General features: G+C 60.6%; 17 protein-coding genes and 1 tRNA gene. 14 read left to right on the top strand and 4 right to left on the bottom strand.

Features of this window, described 5'->3' with window-relative positions:
* Positions 1 to 13: 13 nt before the first annotated feature.
* From OEG81_RS12830 to serS, 4 genes are read left to right on the top strand one after another with little or no spacing between them, the layout of a single operon-like run.
* Positions 14 to 2,368, top strand: a complete 2,355-nt coding sequence (locus tag OEG81_RS12830; RefSeq protein ID WP_264129644.1) for a DNA translocase FtsK — start codon at positions 14 to 16, stop codon at positions 2,366 to 2,368.
* Complete coding sequence (gene lolA / locus OEG81_RS12825; protein WP_264129643.1) at positions 2,358 to 2,981, top strand: outer membrane lipoprotein chaperone LolA; 624 nt, start codon at positions 2,358 to 2,360, stop codon at positions 2,979 to 2,981. Before OEG81_RS12830 ends, lolA begins: the two co-directional genes overlap by 11 nt.
* A 6-nt stretch (positions 2,982 to 2,987) precedes the next feature.
* Complete coding sequence (locus OEG81_RS12820; protein WP_264129642.1) at positions 2,988 to 4,397, top strand: replication-associated recombination protein A; 1,410 nt, start codon at positions 2,988 to 2,990, stop codon at positions 4,395 to 4,397.
* 46 nt (positions 4,398 to 4,443) lie between these two features.
* Positions 4,444 to 5,799 (top strand): serine--tRNA ligase, encoded by a 1,356-nt coding sequence (serS, locus tag OEG81_RS12815; protein WP_264129641.1) that lies wholly within the window; start codon positions 4,444 to 4,446, stop codon positions 5,797 to 5,799.
* 48 nt (positions 5,800 to 5,847) lie between these two features.
* Here the strand turns inward: serS and OEG81_RS12810 are convergent, their stop codons facing one another.
* Both OEG81_RS12810 and OEG81_RS12805 read right to left on the bottom strand, forming a co-directional pair.
* Positions 5,848 to 6,156: a virulence factor gene (locus OEG81_RS12810; protein ID WP_264129640.1), complete on the bottom strand. Its 309-nt coding sequence runs from the start codon at positions 6,154 to 6,156 to the stop codon at positions 5,848 to 5,850.
* 155 nt (positions 6,157 to 6,311) lie between these two features.
* Positions 6,312 to 6,836 (bottom strand): hypothetical protein, encoded by a 525-nt coding sequence (locus OEG81_RS12805; protein ID WP_264129639.1) that lies wholly within the window; start codon positions 6,834 to 6,836, stop codon positions 6,312 to 6,314.
* Between the two features lie 206 nt (positions 6,837 to 7,042).
* Here OEG81_RS12805 and OEG81_RS12800 point away from each other — a divergent pair, with 206 nt between their 5' ends.
* Positions 7,043 to 8,179, top strand: a complete 1,137-nt coding sequence (locus OEG81_RS12800) for a DSD1 family PLP-dependent enzyme (RefSeq protein WP_264129638.1) — start codon at positions 7,043 to 7,045, stop codon at positions 8,177 to 8,179.
* A 141-nt stretch (positions 8,180 to 8,320) separates the two neighbouring features.
* Here OEG81_RS12800 and OEG81_RS12795 read toward each other — a convergent pair whose 3' ends face one another.
* On the bottom strand, positions 8,321 to 8,998 hold the full coding sequence (locus tag OEG81_RS12795) for a GntR family transcriptional regulator (RefSeq protein ID WP_264129637.1): 678 nt from the start codon (positions 8,996 to 8,998) through the stop codon (positions 8,321 to 8,323).
* Between the two features lie 210 nt (positions 8,999 to 9,208).
* Here OEG81_RS12795 and OEG81_RS12790 point away from each other — a divergent pair, with 210 nt between their 5' ends.
* From OEG81_RS12790 to OEG81_RS12760, 7 genes are all read left to right on the top strand, one after another.
* On the top strand, positions 9,209 to 10,258 hold the full coding sequence (locus OEG81_RS12790; RefSeq protein WP_264129636.1) for a ketopantoate reductase family protein: 1,050 nt from the start codon (positions 9,209 to 9,211) through the stop codon (positions 10,256 to 10,258).
* 10 nt (positions 10,259 to 10,268) lie between these two features.
* Positions 10,269 to 11,210: a 3-keto-5-aminohexanoate cleavage protein gene (locus OEG81_RS12785; protein ID WP_264129635.1), complete on the top strand. Its 942-nt coding sequence runs from the start codon at positions 10,269 to 10,271 to the stop codon at positions 11,208 to 11,210.
* A gap of 107 nt (positions 11,211 to 11,317) precedes the next feature.
* Complete coding sequence (locus tag OEG81_RS12780; RefSeq protein ID WP_264129634.1) at positions 11,318 to 12,265, top strand: branched-chain amino acid ABC transporter permease; 948 nt, start codon at positions 11,318 to 11,320, stop codon at positions 12,263 to 12,265.
* Positions 12,266 to 12,268: 3 nt separating this feature from the next.
* Complete coding sequence (locus OEG81_RS12775) at positions 12,269 to 13,552, top strand: branched-chain amino acid ABC transporter permease (protein WP_264129633.1); 1,284 nt, start codon at positions 12,269 to 12,271, stop codon at positions 13,550 to 13,552.
* Positions 13,549 to 14,331: an ABC transporter ATP-binding protein gene (locus OEG81_RS12770; protein WP_264129632.1), complete on the top strand. Its 783-nt coding sequence runs from the start codon at positions 13,549 to 13,551 to the stop codon at positions 14,329 to 14,331. Before OEG81_RS12775 ends, OEG81_RS12770 begins: the two co-directional genes overlap by 4 nt.
* Positions 14,318 to 15,016: an ABC transporter ATP-binding protein gene (locus OEG81_RS12765; RefSeq protein ID WP_412034066.1), complete on the top strand. Its 699-nt coding sequence runs from the start codon at positions 14,318 to 14,320 to the stop codon at positions 15,014 to 15,016. Before OEG81_RS12770 ends, OEG81_RS12765 begins: the two co-directional genes overlap by 14 nt.
* A 29-nt stretch (positions 15,017 to 15,045) precedes the next feature.
* Positions 15,046 to 16,287, top strand: coding sequence for a branched-chain amino acid ABC transporter substrate-binding protein (locus OEG81_RS12760; RefSeq protein ID WP_264129631.1), 1,242 nt, complete (start codon positions 15,046 to 15,048; stop codon positions 16,285 to 16,287).
* A 153-nt stretch (positions 16,288 to 16,440) separates the two neighbouring features.
* Here the strand turns inward: OEG81_RS12760 and OEG81_RS12755 are convergent.
* Positions 16,441 to 16,531, bottom strand: a tRNA-Ser gene (locus OEG81_RS12755).
* A gap of 208 nt (positions 16,532 to 16,739) precedes the next feature.
* Here OEG81_RS12755 and OEG81_RS12750 point away from each other — a divergent pair.
* Positions 16,740 to 17,522: a 3-hydroxybutyrate dehydrogenase gene (locus tag OEG81_RS12750; protein WP_264129630.1), complete on the top strand. Its 783-nt coding sequence runs from the start codon at positions 16,740 to 16,742 to the stop codon at positions 17,520 to 17,522.
* A gap of 110 nt (positions 17,523 to 17,632) precedes the next feature.
* The gene (gene yaaA / locus OEG81_RS12745) at positions 17,633 to 18,418 is read left to right on the top strand and encodes a peroxide stress protein YaaA (RefSeq protein WP_264129629.1); all 786 of its coding nucleotides are present in this window, start codon (positions 17,633 to 17,635) and stop codon (positions 18,416 to 18,418) included.
* Positions 18,419 to 18,454 lie beyond the last annotated feature (36 nt).

Genomic DNA, 18,454 nt, shown 5'->3' with positions numbered 1-18,454 from the left:
TTATAATGAGTCCATGGCTAGATTACCCGCTACATCCCCGCGCTCCTCCCGCAACGTGCGTAATGGTCCTTCCCCCTTGCAGTCCCGGCTGTCGGGCCTGCTGCGCGAAGCGCGCTGGATCGTCTTCGCCGCGCTGGCGGCCTGGCTGGGCCTGGTGCTGGCCACCTGGCATCCGTCCGACCCCGCATGGTCGCATTCGGTGCATAGCACGGCCATACTCAATAAGGGCGGGACGCTGGGCGCCTATATCGCCGACTTCCTTCTCTTCCTTTTCGGCTATTCCGCCTGGCTGTGGGTGGTGCTGCTGGCCCAGCGGGTCGCACTGGGCTTCTATCGCCTGACCCACCTGCTGCTGCCCAACCGCGAAGAGCCCCTGCCGCGCGTGCGCTGGGAAGTCGGAATCGGCTTTTTCCTGCTGTTTGTCGGCGCGATGGGCACGGAAGCCCTGCAATTGAAGCAATTCGGCGCCGAGCTGCCGGCCGGAGCCGGGGGCCAGCTGGGCCAGTTGCTGGCCCACATCATGTCCCTGTCCATGGGCACGACCGGCTGCACCTTGCTGCTGCTGGTCTTCGCGGCGGTGGGCGCCAGCCTGTTTTTTGGCTTTTCCTGGCTTGTCGTGGCCGAGCGGGTGGGCCTGGTCATCGAAAAGGCCGCTCGCCGCCTGCTGGAGTTCAAGGCGGCGCGCGAGGACCGCAAGGTGGGGCAGGCCAAGAAAGCCGAGCGCAACGAGATCGTGGTCGCCAAGCAAGAGCAACTGGTGCACGAGCAACCGGTGCGCATCGAGCCCGCCATCACGTCGGTGCCCAAATCCGCGCGCGTCGAAAAGGAAAAGCAGAAAACCCTGTTTGCCGCGCCGACCGAGCCGGGCGGATCGGGCGACCTTCCGGCCATAGGCCTGCTGGACATGCCGGTCGAGCAGGCCGAGATGGTTTCGCCGGAAACCATCGAATACACCTCGCGGCTCATCGAGAAAAAACTGTCCGACTTCGGCGTCAAGGCCGTCGTCGTGGCCGCCCAGGCCGGGCCCGTCATCACGCGATACGAAATCGAGCCGGCCACCGGCGTCAAGGGCAGCCAGATCGTCAATCTGGCCAAGGACCTGGCGCGCGCCCTCAGCCTGGTCAGCATCCGCGTGGTGGAAACCATACCGGGCAAGAACCTGATGGGCCTGGAACTGCCGAATCCGAAGCGGCAAATGGTCAAGCTGTCTGAAATCATCGGATCGCAAACCTATCATGCCAGCGCCTCGTTGCTGACCATGGCGCTGGGCAAGGACATCGCCGGCAATCCGGTCGTGGCCGACCTGGCCAAGATGCCTCACTTGCTGGTGGCGGGCACCACCGGTTCGGGCAAGTCCGTTGGCATCAACGCCATGATCCTGTCCCTGCTGTACAAGGCCGATGCCACCCAGGTCAGGCTGATCCTCATCGACCCCAAGATGCTCGAAATGAGCGTCTACGAAGGCATACCCCACTTGCTGGCGCCGGTGGTCACCGACATGCGCCATGCCGCCAATGCCCTGAACTGGTGCGTGGGCGAAATGGAAAAGCGCTATCGCCTGATGAGCAAGATGGGGGTGCGCAACCTGGCCGGCTACAACACCAAGATACGCGACGCCATCAAGCGGGAAGAGCCCATCCCCAATCCATTTTCGCTGACGCCCGATGCGCCCGAGCCCTTGTCCACCCTGCCCATGATCGTCGTGGTCATCGACGAGCTGGCCGACCTGATGATGGTGGTGGGCAAGAAGATCGAAGAGCTCATCGCCCGCCTGGCCCAGAAGGCCCGCGCGGCGGGTATTCACCTTATTCTTGCCACCCAGCGTCCCAGCGTGGACGTCATCACGGGCCTGATCAAGGCGAATATTCCCACCCGCATCGCCTTCCAGGTTTCTTCCAAGATCGACTCGCGCACGATACTGGACCAGATGGGCGCCGAAACGCTGCTGGGGCAGGGCGACATGCTGTACCTGCCGCCGGGCACCGGCCTGCCGGCGCGCGTGCATGGCGCTTTCGTGCATGACGACGAGGTGCATCGCGTCGTGGAAGCCTTGAAAGAGCAGGGCGAGCCCAACTACATCGAAGGGCTGCTGGAAGGCGCCCTCGAAGGCGAAACCGGCGACGGCGTGGGCGGCGTGACCGGCTTTGCCGACGCCGAGTCCGATCCCCTGTATGATCAGGCCGTGGAAGTCATATTGAAAAACCGGCGGGCATCCATTTCGTCGGTGCAGCGCAACTTGCGCATAGGCTACAACCGCGCGGCCCGCCTGCTCGAGCAAATGGAACAGGCCGGGCTTGTCTCCGCCATGCAGTCCAATGGCAATCGTGAAATCCTGGTACCAGCGGGGAATGCCTCCAATGAAGATTAGACACCTTGTGGCGGCCGCATGCATGGCTGCCAGCCCCTTGCTGGCCTGGTCGGCCGATGCGCCCGCGCAATTGCGTAAATTCATCGCCGAGGTTCCTTCGGCGACGGGGCAGTTCAGCCAGCAGCGCGTGGATGGCCCGTCGCAGGGCAAGGCTCCTCAAACGGGCGAGTTCTCATTCCTGCGCCCCGGCAAATTCCGGTGGGCGGTCAAGAAGCCGTACGAACAGCTCATCGTTTCCGACGGCAAGCAGGTCTACCAGTACGATCCCGACCTGGCCCAGGTCAGCGTGCGCGGCGTGGACCAGTCCCTGGGCGCTTCGCCGGCGGCCATCCTGTTTGGCTCAGGCTCCCTGGAGCAGGCCTTCGATATTTCCGCCTTGTCCGCCAAAGACGGGCTGGACTGGCTGCGCGCCAAGCCGCGCGGCGCGGATGCGGGGTTCACGCATGTGGATATCGGCTTTCGTGACGGCCTGCCCGCCCGCCTGGAACTGCTGGATTCGTTCGGCCAGACGACGCGCATCGATCTTAGCGGAATCGTGACCAATCCCAAGCTGGACGCGGATGAATTCACCTTCACTCCGCCCGCCGGCGTCGACGTCGTGAACATGCAGTAGGCCTGTATGGCAAGCACCCATGATTTATTCGGGCCCGTCAGCGCATCCGCGCACGCGCCCCTGGCCGAACGCATGCGTCCCCGGACCCTGGACGAGGTGGTCGGCCAGTCGCATTTGCTGGGACCGGGCAAGCCCCTGCGCGTGGCTTTCCAGTCGGGGCGGCCGCACTCCATGATTTTCTGGGGGCCGCCCGGCGTGGGCAAGACCACGCTGGCGCGCCTCATGGCCGATGGTTTCGATGCCCAGTTCCTGGCCATCTCGGCCGTGCTGGGCGGCGTCAAGGACATACGCGAGGCGGTGGTTGCCGCTCAGGTCGCCCAGGGGCAGGGCAGGCGCACCATCCTTTTCGTCGACGAGGTGCACCGCTTCAACAAGGCGCAGCAGGATGCCTTCCTGCCTTATGTCGAAAGCGGCCTGTTCACCTTCATCGGGGCCACGACCGAAAACCCTTCCTTCGAGGTCAATTCGGCGCTGCTGTCCCGCGCGCGCGTCTACGTACTGGAATCCCTGTCGGTCGACGAACTGCAGGAACTCATCGACCGCGCCGTCGACCTGCTCAATCTCGACGCATCGGGACTCCCCCTGGAGTCCGGGACCTCCGGCGATGTTGCGGCCAAGCTTGCAGAGGCGGAGGGCGCCGGCCCGGGCGGCCTGCTGCTGGATTTCGACCCCGCCGCGCGCGAACAGCTGGCGCGCTGGGCCGACGGCGATGCGCGCCGGGTCATCAATGCCATGGAAGTCGTGGCCGAATCCGCGCGCGACGCGGGCGTGGCCCTCATAGACAGCGCCTGGCTGGAGACTTCGCTGTCGCAGAACCTGCGCCGCTTCGACAAAGGTGGTGACGCCTTCTACGACCAGATCAGCGCCCTGCACAAGGCCGTCCGGGGTTCGGACCCGGACGCCTCTCTGTACTGGTTCGCCCGCATGCTGGACGGCGGGGCGGACCCGCGCTACCTGTCGCGGCGCATTGTGCGCATGGCCATCGAAGACATAGGGCTGGCCGACCCGCGCGCCACCGAGCTGGCCCTGAATGGCGCCGACATCTACGAGCGCCTGGGATCGCCGGAGGGCGAACTGGCCCTGGCACAGGCCGTGGTGTACATGGCCTGCGCGGCCAAGTCCAACGCGGTGTACAGCGCCTACAAAATGGCCAGGCGCTATGCCGAGGAAAACGGCAGCGCGCCGGTCCCCATGCATTTGCGCAATGCGCCCACCAAGCTCATGAAGGAGCTTGGCCACGGCCGCGCCTACCGCTACGCGCACGACGAGCCGCATGGCTACGCGGCGGGCGAGAACTATTTTCCCGATGGCCTGCGGGCCAGCTTCTATAAGCCGACCGACCGCGGGCTAGAAGGTAAAATCTCCGAAAAGCTGGCCTTCCTGCGGCAGTTGGACAAGCAGAGCAAGTCCGGATAGCCGCCGGCACGGCCGCCGCATCCCTTAATTTTTTTCTTGGTTGATTATGTTAGACCCCAATCAGTTGCGCAAAGACCTGCCCACCGTCGTCAAGGCCCTGCAGCTTCGCGGCATTGCCTTCGACACCGACCGCTTCAACCAGCTCGAAGCCCGGCGCAAGTCGGTGCAAGTGGAAACCGAAGCGCTGCAGGCGCGGCGCAATGCGGTCTCCAAGCTGATCGGCCAACTGAAATCCAAGGGCGAGGACGCCAGCAAGGAAATGGCCGAATCGCAGCAGATTCCGGCCCGTCTGAAAGAGCTGGAGCAGGACCTGGCCGCGGTGCAGGGCGAGCTGAACGAGTGGCTCATGACCATCCCCAATCTGCCGCACGAAAGCGTGCCCGCGGGGAAGGACAGCGACGACAACGTCGAGGTGCGCCGCTGGCTGCCGCCGGGCATGGCCACCGACGCCGACGGCAATCCGGCACCGTTTGCATTCGAGCCCAAGGATCACGTGGCCCTGGGCGAACCCATGGGACTGGATTTCGAGACGGCCCGCAAGCTGTCCGGCGCCCGCTTCATGATGCTGCGCGGGCCCATTGCCCGCCTGCATCGCGCGCTGGCCCAGTTCATGCTGGACCTGCAAACCACCGAGCACGGCTATCAGGAATGCTACACGCCCTACATCGTCAACAGCTCCACGCTGTTCGGCACCGGGCAGTTGCCCAAATTCAAGGACGACATGTTCTGGGTGACCAAGGGCGGGCAGGATGACGACGCCGATCACGACGAACACGGCAATGCCATCGCCCGCGAAGACCTTTATCTCATCTCCACTTCCGAGATCACCCTGGCCGGTTCGGTGCGCGACACCATCGTCGCGCAGGACGAGCTTCCGTTGAAGTTGACGGCGCATACACCCTGCTTCAGGTCCGAGGCCGGCAGCGGCGGGCGGGATACCCGCGGCATGATACGCCAGCATCAGTTCGACAAAGTGGAAATGGTGCAGATCGTCCATCCCGAGGCCTCCTATCCGGCGCTCGAAGAGATGGTGGGACATGCCGAAACCGTCCTGCAGCGTTTGGGGGTGGCCTACCGGGTCGTATTGCTTTGCGGCGGCGACATGGGTTTCGGCTCGGCCAAGACCTACGATATCGAAGTCTGGCTGCCGGCCCAGAATACCTGGCGCGAAATTTCATCGATATCCAATTGCGAGGCTTTCCAGGCGCGCCGCATGCAGGCCCGCTACCGGCCGGAAAAAGGCAAGCCTGAATACCTGCACACCCTGAATGGTTCAGGCCTGGCCGTGGGCCGCGCCCTGGTGGCGGTGCTGGAGAATTATCAGCAGGAAGACGGCAGCGTGGCCGTGCCCGAGGCGCTGCGCGCCTATATGGGCGGGGCCGATCGGTTGACGGCGGCCTGACGGCAACGCTGTCAAACAAACAGGCCCGCCAATGGCGGGCCTGTTTGTTTAGCGATCCCAGCCGCGATGGCCGCGATGATGGTGCTTGTTGTAGTGCTTATGCGGCTTGTAGTGTCGCGGGCGGTACTCTTCCCGGTAATAGCGGGATCGGTAAACGGGCGCCGGCCTGTACACGCGTTCCGGCAATATCACGACGCGGGGCCTTTCCACATAACGGACGGGCGGATAATAGTAATCGGGCTCGCTGTAGATGACGCCCGGCACCCCGATGGAAATGTCGACGTCGACGCGGGCCATGGCGGCGGTGGAGCCCATCATGGCCGTGGCGGCCGCCGCGATCAATAGCAGTTTTTTCATGCGAGCACCTGTTTGCTTAATTCGTTCAGCCTATTGTGCCGTTTATTGGTTTCAGAACGGTTAGGTGAAACAGGTAAAACGCTTCCAAAAGCTACAGCCATTCAGCCCATGTACAGCTGGATTACATTTGATAACGCCCGCGCTTGGTTGCGTTGCTATTTTGCATGCCGGATCAGATAGCTGATCATGTGGCGGCGGCGCGGCTTCTTGTGCTTGGCGCTGCCGGGGGCGGAATAGGCCGAGCGGCTGACCGGCAGGTGGCCGCGAACCGCGGACGAGACCCAGGCGCCGTCATCCCGGGCGCCAGCCGATGGGGTGTGGCCGCTTTTTTCCAGGGGAAAACCCGAGGGTGCCTCCAGCGCCGGACCAGGGGCCTTTTCGGCACTGTCGCCGGCGTCGTCTTCCGATGGTGAGGACAGGGTCAGCGCACTGAACAGCACCACGATCCAGAACATCAGGGAAAGCGTAATCGACAGCAGGCCGTCCAGGCTGCCGTAGCCCGCGGCCTCGGATGCCCTGATGCCCAGGAAGGAGGATACGTAGGGAATGTGGCCCAGCCCTTCGACCAGAAGATTGCCAGGCACCCGATAGACGAACTTGACCGCTTCCCAGAGTTCCCACATGCTGTAGGCGCCATCGTGATTGATATCGACGACCAGGTTCAGGGATTCGATTTTCATGACGATCTCCTTAGGCTAGCAAGCCGGCCTGTCATGATATGCATGCCAAAGCCGAAATCCAAAGGGCGCTACGCCCCCTTTTACCAACTCATGACACTTGGAAACACTATAGGCTTTTGCGAGAATTGTGGCAATGCGCGGCCGCTTTGCCAACGCAAGACACCTGGGCGGGCCGCTAGGCCGCTTACCCATCACCATGGACGGACATGCAACTGAACGAACTGGAAACTCCCGCCTTGATCCTCGACAGGCTTGCGATGGACCGCAATATCGCGCGTCTTCGTGATCGCCTCGCCGGCTTCGATGTGGCGCTGCGGCCCCATGTCAAGACCAACAAGTCCGCCGACGTGGCCCGGCGCATCGGCGCGCCCGGATCGCCCATCACGGTATCGACGCTGAAAGAGGCGGAGTACTTCTTCGAGCACGGCTGGGCCGACATCCTGTATGCGGTGGGCATTGCGGCCAACAAGTTCGCCCATGTGGCCGACCTGGTCCAGCGCGGAGCCCGAATGACGGTCGTGCTCGACAATGTCGAGACGGCCCGGGCCCTGGCGGCATTCTGCCGTAGTACGGAACTGACGATTCCCGTCCTCATCGAGATCGATACCGATGGGCATCGATCGGGCGTCCCGCCCGAGGCGCCGCTTCTGCTGGAGATTGCGGCGCAGCTGGGCAAGTCCGAGGCAGCCGGCGGGGCCTGGCTGTCCGGCGTCATGACGCATGCGGGCGACTCGTACAACTGCCCAAGCACCGCCGACATCGAAAAGGTGGCCGAGCTTGAACGAGCGGGGGCCGTACGCGCCGCCCAACGCTTGCGGGCGGCCGATTATCCGGCGCCGGTCGTCAGTGTAGGAAGCACGCCGACGGCGCATTTCGCCCGTTCGTTCGATGGCGTCACCGAGGTGCGCGCGGGTGTCTACGTCTTTTTCGACCTGGTGATGCATGGGCTGGGCGTGTGCGAGCAATCCGACATTGCGCTTTCGGTGCTGTGCTCCGTCATCGGACATCAGCAAGAGAAGGGCTGGATCATCACCGACGGCGGCTGGATGGCCATGTCGCGCGATCGGGGCACGTCCGGCCAGAAAGTCGACCAGGGCTATGGCGTGGTCTGCGATCAGGCCGGGATACCGCTGCCCGGCTTGATCATGCAGCAAGCCAACCAGGAGCATGGCATCATCGTGCACCGTGACGACACCAGCTTGACGCCGATGCTGCCGGTTGGAACCTTGTTGCGTATTTTGCCCAACCATGCATGCTCGACTGCGGCTCAGCATGACGGCTATCACGTTGTTGCAGGTTCATCGCAAATAGAGGCTTACTGGCCTCGCATCAGCGGATGGTAAGCGGCCTTCTTGGATGAAAATTCCTGTCCAATGCAGCGCTGCGGCGTAGTCGGGGCGGGCAGTGGTAAGAAGTAGAAGGTATGTTCTCCACGAGCTGCGGAAATCAATCCTAAGCACCTGCGCGCAGGTGCACCGATGAAGCTAGGCGGCGAGATAGGGCGACTCGCTCCCTCCCGTCTCGTTTTCCAGGATGATCTTGGCCGTCAATTTCACGTGTTCCGTCAGCAGGTCAACGGCGCGTTCCGTGTCTCGCGTGATGGCGGCCTCGGCGATGTCCTGGTGTTCGGAATCCAGATGAGGCCGGTCAATGTGGATGGACAGCACACGGTAGCGTTCTGAATGAATGAACAGCAGTTCGCGGATACGCATCAGCCAGGGGCTATCGCATGCTTCGACCAGTGTGGCGTGGAAGCGCACGTGCGTACTGATCCATGCCGGATTGAACTCATTCTCAAGGCGTACGGGGGTGCGGCTGAGTTCGTGAAGACTGGCCAGTACACGACCTTCCCAGGCCAGGCTGCCATTGTGGATTGAATTCTCCAGACACTGTCCCTCGATCGCAACCCGGCGCTCGGTAAGGTCGAGCAGGTCGGCACGCGACACCGGTGCCACGCGAAAGCCCCGTTGCGGTTCAGTGACGACCAGCCCATCTGAGCTCAGGCGGGCCAACGCTTCGCGAACCGCACTGAGGCTGACACCCCTGGATTTCGCCATGGAAGCGATATTCAGCTTGGTCGCGGGCTTTAGACGGTAAGTCAGTATGTCGTCGCGCAGCGAGAGATACACGCTTTCCGTCAGGCTCTTACCAGTATTCGACAATGTTGCACCCCATGTTTTGTTCCTCTTCCAATTGCGTTTGGCAAGGCTACCACGGTCGGCGTTCGCCGCAGCCCTTGACAAAACATCATAAAAAATCGATTATTGTTTATGTGATCGATTTTATCACTTTGGCGCATCAAGATTCCAGAACAATATCGCGTCAGGGATTCGGGCTTCTGCCGGACGCCCGGCGAGGGAAGAGGAGAACAAATGAGAGCAGCAATCATCGGCGCCGGCTCATTGGGCACCATCATTGGCGCACTGATGACCCATCGCGGCCGTCAGGTCGACCTGATTGACGCCAATGAAGAGCACGTTGCGGTAATGAGCCGCGTGGGTGCACGAATCACCGGGGAGATGGACCTTCTTGTACCGGTGCATGCGCTGACGCCCAGTCAAATGTCCGGGCAATACGACTTGGTGTTTCTCCTGAACAAGCAGACCGCCAACGACGCTGTGCTGCGGCACCTGCTGCCCTTCCTGCATGACGACAGCATTGTCTGCACTCTGCAAAATGGCATCCCGGAGCCACGGGTCGCCTCATACGTTTCCGCGCAGCGCACCATAGGCGGCGCGGTCGGCTTCGGCGCGACATGGGTCGGGCCTGGGGTCTCGCAACTGACTACCCGGGAAGAAACCGTCAGGAATTTTGCCTTCGAGATCGGCGAAATCGATGGCGCGGCACGGCCGCGCCTAGCCCAGGTTCAAGCCTACCTTTCTTGCGTGGGTACCACGCGTATCTTGCCCGATTTGATGGGAATACGCTGGTCGAAAGTACTGATGAACGCCACGTTCAGTGGCATGTCCGCTGCCCTGGGCTGCACCTTCGGAGAAGTAATGGACGACGCACGCGCCCTGCGTTGCATCGCATTCCTGGCCGACGAGACGTTGCGTGCCGCACATGCCGCAGGACACCGCATGGCGCCGATGCAAGGGGAGGACTTCGAGCAGTTTTTTCTGGCTTCGGCGGCCGACGTGGACGCCAAGATCCCCCTGATTGAGCGGATCTGGAACCAGCATCGGCAATTGCGCGCCAGCATGCTCCAGGATCTGGAGAAAGGCCGGGATACCGAGATCAACTTCATCAACGGCATCGTCCGCGATACGGGCCGGCAGTTTGGCATACCGACCCCCTTCAACGACCGCGTCATCGAACTGGTTCTCGAGGCGCAGAGCCGGCGTCAGGTTCCCACATTCTCAAACATCACCCGCTTCGACGATCTACTTAGCTCTCGTTCGGGTCAAGCTCAACACGTCTAGGAAATACGCAATGGCTGCACATTCATCCAAAGTCATCATCACTTGCGCCGTCACCGGCGCCGTCCACACGCCTTCGATGTCCGACTATCTGCCTCTGACACCGGATCAGATCGTTCAGAATGCCGTGGACGCAGCCAACGCCGGGGCGGCCATCGTGCATCTGCATGCGCGGGACCCCAAGGACGGGCGCCCGACGGCCGACCCCGCCATATTCGACAAGATCGTGCCGCGTATCCGCGAACAGACCGATGCGGTCCTTAATATCACCACCGGCGGCAGCACGCGCATGACGCTGGAAGAGAGGCTCGCCTATCCGCTTAAGCTCAAGCCGGAAATGTGCTCGCTCAACATGGGGTCGATGAATTTCTCGATCCACCCGGCGGCACAAAAAATCAAGGAATGGAAGTACGACTGGGAGAAGCCTTATATCGAAGGCATGGAAGACCTCATATTCCGCAATACCTTCAAGGACATCAAACATATCCTGAAGGTGCTTGGCGACGACTGTGGAACCCGCTTCGAGTTCGAATGCTACGACCTCGGCCATCTATACAATCTGGCGCACTTCGTCGATGCCGGCTTGATCAAGGGCCCCCTGTTCATCCAGATGATCTTCGGCATCCTGGGCGGAATGGGCCCGGATCCGGAAAATCTGGCCTTGATGCGCACCACCGCCGATCGTCTCTTTGGCCGCGAGAACTATCAGTTCTCCGTTCTAGGCGCGGGGCGACACCAGATGCCCCTGATCACGATGGGCGCCATCATGGGTGGCCACGTGCGCGTCGGCCTTGAAGACAGCCTTTATCTGGAGTCGGGCAAGCTTGCAGTCTCGTGTGCCGACCAGGTTCAGAAGATCAAGCGCATCCTCGAAGAGCTCTCGCTGACGGCGGCGACACCCGATGAAGCCCGCCAGACTCTGGCTCTGAAAGGCAGTGCCCACATCTCGCTCTAAAGCGACAAAAGGAGGGCGCAGACGCGCCTTCCTGGCGCTCGTGAGGCTGGTGATCACCGATCAACGACAGTGGAGACAATATGAATAACAATGCGTTGGAGACATAGATGGAGTTCTTCCTGATCTCTCTTTTGAATAGCCTGAGCTACGGCTTGCTTTTGTTCATGCTCTCTTCGGGCCTGACCCTTATTTTCAGCATGATGGGTGTGTTGAACTTTGCCCATGCCAGCTTTTATATGATGGGGGCTTATTTCGCCTACACCATCAGCGGGATGGCCGGGTACTGGGCGGCCTTCATCCTCGCACCGTTGCTGGTGGGAGCCGTGGGCATCGTCGTAGAGCGCTATGGCTTGCGCGCTGTGCATAAGCACGGCCATGTGGCCGAGCTTCTATATACGTTCGGCCTGTCATATCTCATACTCGAAGGGGTTCAGCTGATATGGGGGCGCTCCGCCGTGCCCTATGGAATTCCGGAAATTCTGCAAGGCCCGCTGTTCACCATCTACACCACCACATTCCCCAAATACCAGGCCTTCATGATGTTGATTGCAGTATTGACGCTGCTGGCTTTGTATCTCGTCCTCACCCGCACCCGTATCGGCTTGATCATACAGGCCTCACTGACCCATCCAGAGATGGTCGAGTCCCTGGGCCATAACGTTCCCCGGGTATTCATGCTCGTCTTCGGCGGCGGTTGCGCACTGGCCGGACTGGCCGGCGTGATCGGCGGCAACTCCCTTGTCACCGAACCGGGTATGGCAGAAACCTTGGGCACCATCATTTTTGTAGTGGTCGTGGCTGGTGGCATGGGTTCACTGATGGGCGCGCTTCTGGCGTCACTGCTCATCGGGGTCATCCAGACCTTCTCCATTGCCATCGACGTATCGCCGTTGGACCTGCTGACGGCCGCGGGCCTGAACGTTGGCCCTGATGCATTCGGGCATGCGGTGTTGGCGGTCAGCTTATCGGAAGTGGCGCCCATGCTGCCGTATGCGCTTCTGGTGCTGATCTTGATATTCCGCCCGCGGGGGCTGTTGGGTAAGCGGGAGAACTGAGTCATGACTACACACTCATTGATTGCCGGAGGGACTGGCCGGTTGACGAGCTCTCGGATACTGCTGATGTGGCTGGGCTTCGCGGCTGTTCTGCTGTTGGCGCCCCATGTATTTACATCGTCGCTGGCGCATTCTCATCTTACACAGATGGGGACGGGCATCGTCCTGGCTTTGTCGTACAACATACTGCTTGGCCAAAGCGGCATGCTTTCCTTCGGACATGCCGCATTCTCGGGGCTGGGCGCCTTCATGTCGGTTCATGCCATGAATCTGGCGGGAGGGGGCGCTTTCTGGATGCCACTGCCTTTGATTCCTATCGTCGGCGCACTGACCGGCCTGGCCTTCGCGGCTTTGATAGGCTATGTCATTACACGCATCTCGGGTGTTGCTTTTGCAATGATCACCTTGGGAATTGGGCAAATGGCTTATGCCAGCTCCTTGATGTTTCCCGGCTTCTTCGGCGGTGAGGGCGGCGTTTCCACCAACAGGGTGTACGGCGACGCCATTCTTGGCTGGAACTTCGGCCCTCAGATCCAGGTTTACTATTTGGTGGCGTTCTGGCTGCTGATTTCCGTGATGGCCACCTTCTACCTGACCAGGACGCCCCTGGGCCGTCTGTTGAACGGAGTGCGCGACAACGAGGAGCGCATCCCATTCATCGGATTCAACCCCCATATGCTGCGATACATGGCTCTCATGATCTCGGGCGTATTCGCGGGCATAGGCGGATCGCTCATGGCCATCAACTTCGAGATTGCCACGGACGAGGTATTGAGCCTGCACGAATCGGGAGCAGTGCTGCTGTTCACCTTCATCGGGGGCACGACGAGCTTCTTCGGACCAATGCTCGGTGCGGTGATCGGAGTGCTGCTGACCAAGCTTCTGCCCGACTACACGGCCGGCTGGCAGATGTACCTGGGCATTGTTTTCATCCTTGTGGTGGTCTATGCGCCCGGCGGCATCATCAGTTTGCTGAAGCCCAGTGTGGATGTAGTCCGGAAAACGGCCCTTCACAAGCGCTACGCATTGTTCATCCGGCTTCTTCTAAGCATCATAGCGCTGGTGGCCGGCTCCATCCTCCTGATCGAACTGCTGTTTCATCGGGCCGAAGGAAGCTCAAACCCCTTGTTGCTCTGGGGCCTGAGCCTGGATCATCAAGGACTCATGGCATGGGGCGTCGCGATTGCCATCCTTCTTGCAGGCGTGTTGACCATCAAGCCCTCGGGGCGCGCGCTGTTCAGGCAGCTTGCGGAAGATACCGAGCAGCTTGAAGGAGAAGGGCAATGACACAGAATATTCTCGAGCTGAAGAATGTACAGAAACAGTTCGGCAAAACCGAAATCATCAGAGGGCTGGATCTGAAGGTAAGAAAAGGCGAAAGGCTGGCCGTCATCGGGCCCAACGGCGCGGGGAAGTCGACCTTGTTCCACCTTATCTCCGGACGACTGTCCGTCAGCTCCGGTGAAATTTGGTTCGATGGTGACCGAATAAACGACTGCAACGCCCAGCAAATATACCAGCGCGGCTTAAGTCGCAGTTTCCAGATCACGAATCTGTTCAGCCGCCAGACCGTCTATGAAAACATCCTGTCGGCGGCGATGTGGGCGCAAGGTTATCGATATACCTTCTGGAAGCGCATCAGCCAGCTCAAGCCTTTGCACGATCGGGCGCAGGAAGTGCTGGAACTGATCGGCCTGGCGTCTCGCCGCGATGTTTCCGTGAACCTGCTTACCTACGCGGAGCAACGCGCACTGGAAATCGGCATGGCTGTGGCAGGCGGGGGCCATACCATTTTGCTCGATGAGCCCACGGCCGGCATGAGCCGTGGCGAAAGCGATGCCGCGATCGAGCTGATAAAGAAAGTCAGCGCGGACAAGACGCTACTGATCGTCGAGCACGACATGGGGGTGGTGTTCGGCCTGGCCGATCGCGTTGCCGTCGTGGTCTACGGTCAGGTCATCGCGTGCGACACGCCGGAGAACATTCGCGCCAATGCCAAGGTTCAAGAAGCCTATTTGGGTGTCAAAAAAGATCAGAAGAAAGAGGTGATGGATGGCATTGATTGAAATTTCCGGGCTTCATGCCTACTACGGAAAAAGCCATGTGCTGCAAGGCGTCGACCTTCGTATTGACGCCGGTGAAATCGTCAGCCTGCTGGGCCGCAACGGCGTGGGCAGATCAACGACGGTGAAAGCGATCATGGGCCTGGTTCGCTCGACGGGTTCAGTCGTCTTCGATGGCAAGGAACTGAATGGGATGAAAACCCATGAAATCGTGCATCAAGGCCTGGGTTACGTGCCGGAAAGCCGTGACGTGTTTCCGGCGCTGACGGTGGAGCAGAATCTCTTGCTCGGGCAGAAGCGCGGAAAACGTTCCCAATGGTCCATCGACGACATGTATGAAATGTTTCCTCGCTTGAAGGAACGCCGGCATACTGCGGCCGGGGTGATGTCCGGTGGAGAGCAGCAAATGCTGACCTTATGCCGCTCATTGATAGGCGATCCAAGGCTCATCATGATCGATGAACCCACCGAAGGGCTGGCGCCGCAGATCGTCGAGCAGGTGGCGAGCTACCTCGACATCCTTCGCGAGCGCGGCGTTGCGGTGCTGCTGGTCGAGCAGAAGCTGGCCATCGCGCTCGATATTTCTCAGCGGCTTTATGTCATGGGCCACGGAACGATAGTGTTTGAAGGAGCACCAGGCGATCTTCGCGACGCGCATCAGGTGCGTAAGGATTGGCTGGAAGTTTAGGTGGTTATTTAATCAATACAGGAGACGCAATGAAATTTGCAACACAACTCAAGCTGGGCACATTGGCTGTAACGATGAGTCTGGCCACAGGCATGGCGCACGCCGATACCGTCAAGGTTGCGCTTATCGACCCCTTGTCGGGATCATTTGCCGCCCTGGGCGAGAACCAGCTTCGCACCTGGCAATACTTCAGTGAACTGGCCAACAAGGAGAAGTGGGCGGGCGAGCACACCATTGAAATCGTCGGCTTCGATAACAAGGCTGGCGTTCAAGACAGTCTGAGCCAGCTCAAACGCGCCATTGACCAGGGTTACCGCTACGTGGCACAGGGGAACGGTTCGGGTGTGGCATTCGCCCTGGTCGACGCCATCAACAAACATAATGAGCGCAATCCCGGGAAGGAAGTCCTGTACATCAACCACGGGGCCATCGACCCCGACCTGACCAACGGCAAGTGCAGCTTCTGGCATTTCAGCGTCGACTCCAACGTCGACATGAAGATGCAGGCGTTGGTCAACACCCTGGCCAAGAACAAGGACGTCAAGAAGGTCTACATCATTGGGCAGAACTACGCGTTCGGGCGTTCGGTCAGTGCGTCAGCCAAGAAGATGCTAGCCGAGAAGCGTCCTGACGTCCAGATCGTGGGCGACGACCTGCACCCCATTGGCGAGGTCAAGGATTTCTCGCCTTATGTGGCGAAAATCATCGCTTCGGGCGCCGACACCATCATCACCGGCAACTGGGGCTCTGATCTGGCCCTGCTGATTCGTGCCGCACGCGCTTCAGGGCTGGACGCCAACTTCTATACCTATTATGCGGTGCTGAAGGGGGCGCCGACAGCCATGGGTGAGAGTGGGCTTGATCGCGTGAAGTACGTTGGTGTTGGCAACGTCAATAACGAAGGCTATAAGGGACGCGAGCTTGTCGAAGGATTCAAGAAAAAGCACAACGACGACTTGACCTGGATGCAGGCGTATCCCGCCGTGGAGCTGCTTTCGAAGGCCATCAAAAAATCCGGCTCCACCGAACCCGTCGAGGTGGCGCGCGCCATGGAAGGCATGGAGGTCGACAGCCTGTCCGGAGGGAAAGCGACGATGCGCGCCAGCGATCATCAACTGCAGCAGCCCCTGTATGTTGCAACGTGGTCGAAAACGAACGGCACCACGGTACAGCTTGACCAGGAAGGAACGGGCTTTGGCTGGCGTACGGACGAGGTGATTCCCGCTACGGAAGCGGAGCTGCCCACCACCTGCGCCATGAAGCGCCCTTAGCCGGCAGGTGCGCCCTGGGCGGAATGCAGCCCAGGCATGCGGCAAGGGCCACGCACCGCGCGGCGCTTGCCTGCGGCATACAGACGTAAAAACCCGCAATGTCGGCAAACATTGCGGGTTTTCTACTGTTGCCCGCAGTTGCGGGCGAATTCATGGCGGACAGGGTGGGATTCGAACCCACGGTACGGGGTTACCGTACGCCTGATTTCGAGTCAGGTACATTCGACCACTCTGCCACCTGTCCTGTTTACTGCGTTTTTACTGCCATTGCCGGCAAGGCCATTGCTTGAGGTCTGGTCGAAGATCAAGCGGCCCAAGTAGGCAAGTCCGCTATTCTAGCAAGGAAATAAAAAAAATCATAATCAGCCTGGCCACTGCCGGGGAAGGCTGCATCGGGCGGTAAACTAATGCCGGAATGCAGGGCTTTTTCGACCCGATAAGAAAGGAACGACATGCTTACAGGTAAACATGCAGTCATTACAGGTTCGACCAGCGGCATAGGCTTGGCCATGGCCCGCGAGTTTGCTGCCAATGGCGCCAATGTGATCATCAACGGCTTCGGCGATCCCGCCGCCATTGAAAAAGAGCGGGTCAATATCGAGCTGGAGTTCGACGTCAAGGCGCATTACATCAATGCCGACCTGATGCAGGCGGGCGCGACGCGCGAATTCATCGATGCGGCCGCCAAGGCGCTGGGCGGCATCGACATTCTGGTCAACAACGCCGGCATCCAGCATACCGACCTCATCGAGAATTTTCCGGTCGATCGCTGGGACGCCATCATCGCCCTGAATCTTTCGGCTGTTTTCCATGGCACGGCAGCCGCCCTACCGCACATGAAGAAGCAGGGTTGGGGCCGCATCATCAACATCGCCTCGGCTCACGGCCTGGTGGCATCGGTCAACAAATCCGCTTACGTCGCGGCCAAGCATGGCGTGGTCGGCCTGACCAAGGTCACGGCCCTGGAGAACGCCGGCAATGGCGTCACGTGCAATGCCATCTGCCCGGGATGGGTGCGCACGGCGCTGGTGGAAAAACAGATCCAAGCATTGGCGCAAAAGAATGGATCCGACATCGAAACCGCGGCCAAAGAGCTGCTGGCCGAGAAGCAGCCCTCCCTGCAGTTCGTCACGCCCAAGCAATTGGCGGGCGCGGCGGTATTCCTGTGTTCGGAAGCGGCCGACCAGATGACAGGCACGACCTTGACCCTGGACGGCGGCTGGACGGCCCGCTAGCCGACTGCGCAAGGGTAGGGATACCCGCGAAGCAGGGCGCCGCCTCATGGCGATCGTGGCCGCCGGTTGCGGCCGGCGGCGCCTGATACCCATCATTGAAGGAAATCATAATGCTGTTGCTCCTGTCGCCGGCGAAAAAGCTGGACTACGATACGCCTGTGCGCACCACCTTGCATACGCAACCCTTGTTCGCGGATCAGGCGGCCGGCCTGATCAAGGTGCTGAAGAAAAAGTCCGCCGCCGAAGTGGCCGACTTGATGAAGATCAGCGAGGCATTGGCCAGGCTGAACGTAGACCGCTATGCCGCCTGGAAGCCGCAATTCGATCAGACCAATTCACGTCAGGCCGTGCTGGCCTTCAACGGCGATGTCTATGAAGGCCTGGATGCGCCCAGCTTGTCGGATGCGCAGCTCAAGTGGGCGCAGGAACACCTGGCGCTGCTTAGCGGCTTGTATGGCGTGCTCAGGCCCCTGGACCTGATGCGTCCCTATCGGCTTGAAATGGGCACGCGGCTGGAAACCGGCAAGGGCAGGAATCTGTACGAATACTGGGGCAGTTCGATTGCCGCCCACCTGAATGAACGCCTGGATGCGATGCCGGGCGCGAAAAAGGCGCGGGTGGTGCTGAACCTTGCATCCGAAGAGTATTTCAAATCGGTGGACCTGAAAACCCTGCAGGCCCGGGTGGTGCAATGCGTCTTCCAGGACTACAAGAACGGCGCCTGGAAAGTGATCAGCTTCCATGCCAAGCGGGCGCGTGGCCTGATGGCCCGCCATGTCATTGAAAATAAAATCTCGGCGGTGGACGCTTTGCAGGGCTTTGCCAGCGAAGGCTACGCCTATGCCGCCGCCGAATCCAGCGTCGATAAGCTGGTATTCAGGCGCAAGCAGGGCTGATGCAAGAGGAGGCATGGGCGGGGCCATGCCGCGCCG

The sequence above is a fragment of the Pollutimonas sp. M17 genome (assembly GCF_025836975.1).
Taxonomy (GTDB): Bacteria; Pseudomonadota; Gammaproteobacteria; order Burkholderiales; family Burkholderiaceae_B.
Note: the sequence above shows the minus strand (reverse complement) of the source record. Positions and strands in the feature narration are given on the sequence as shown.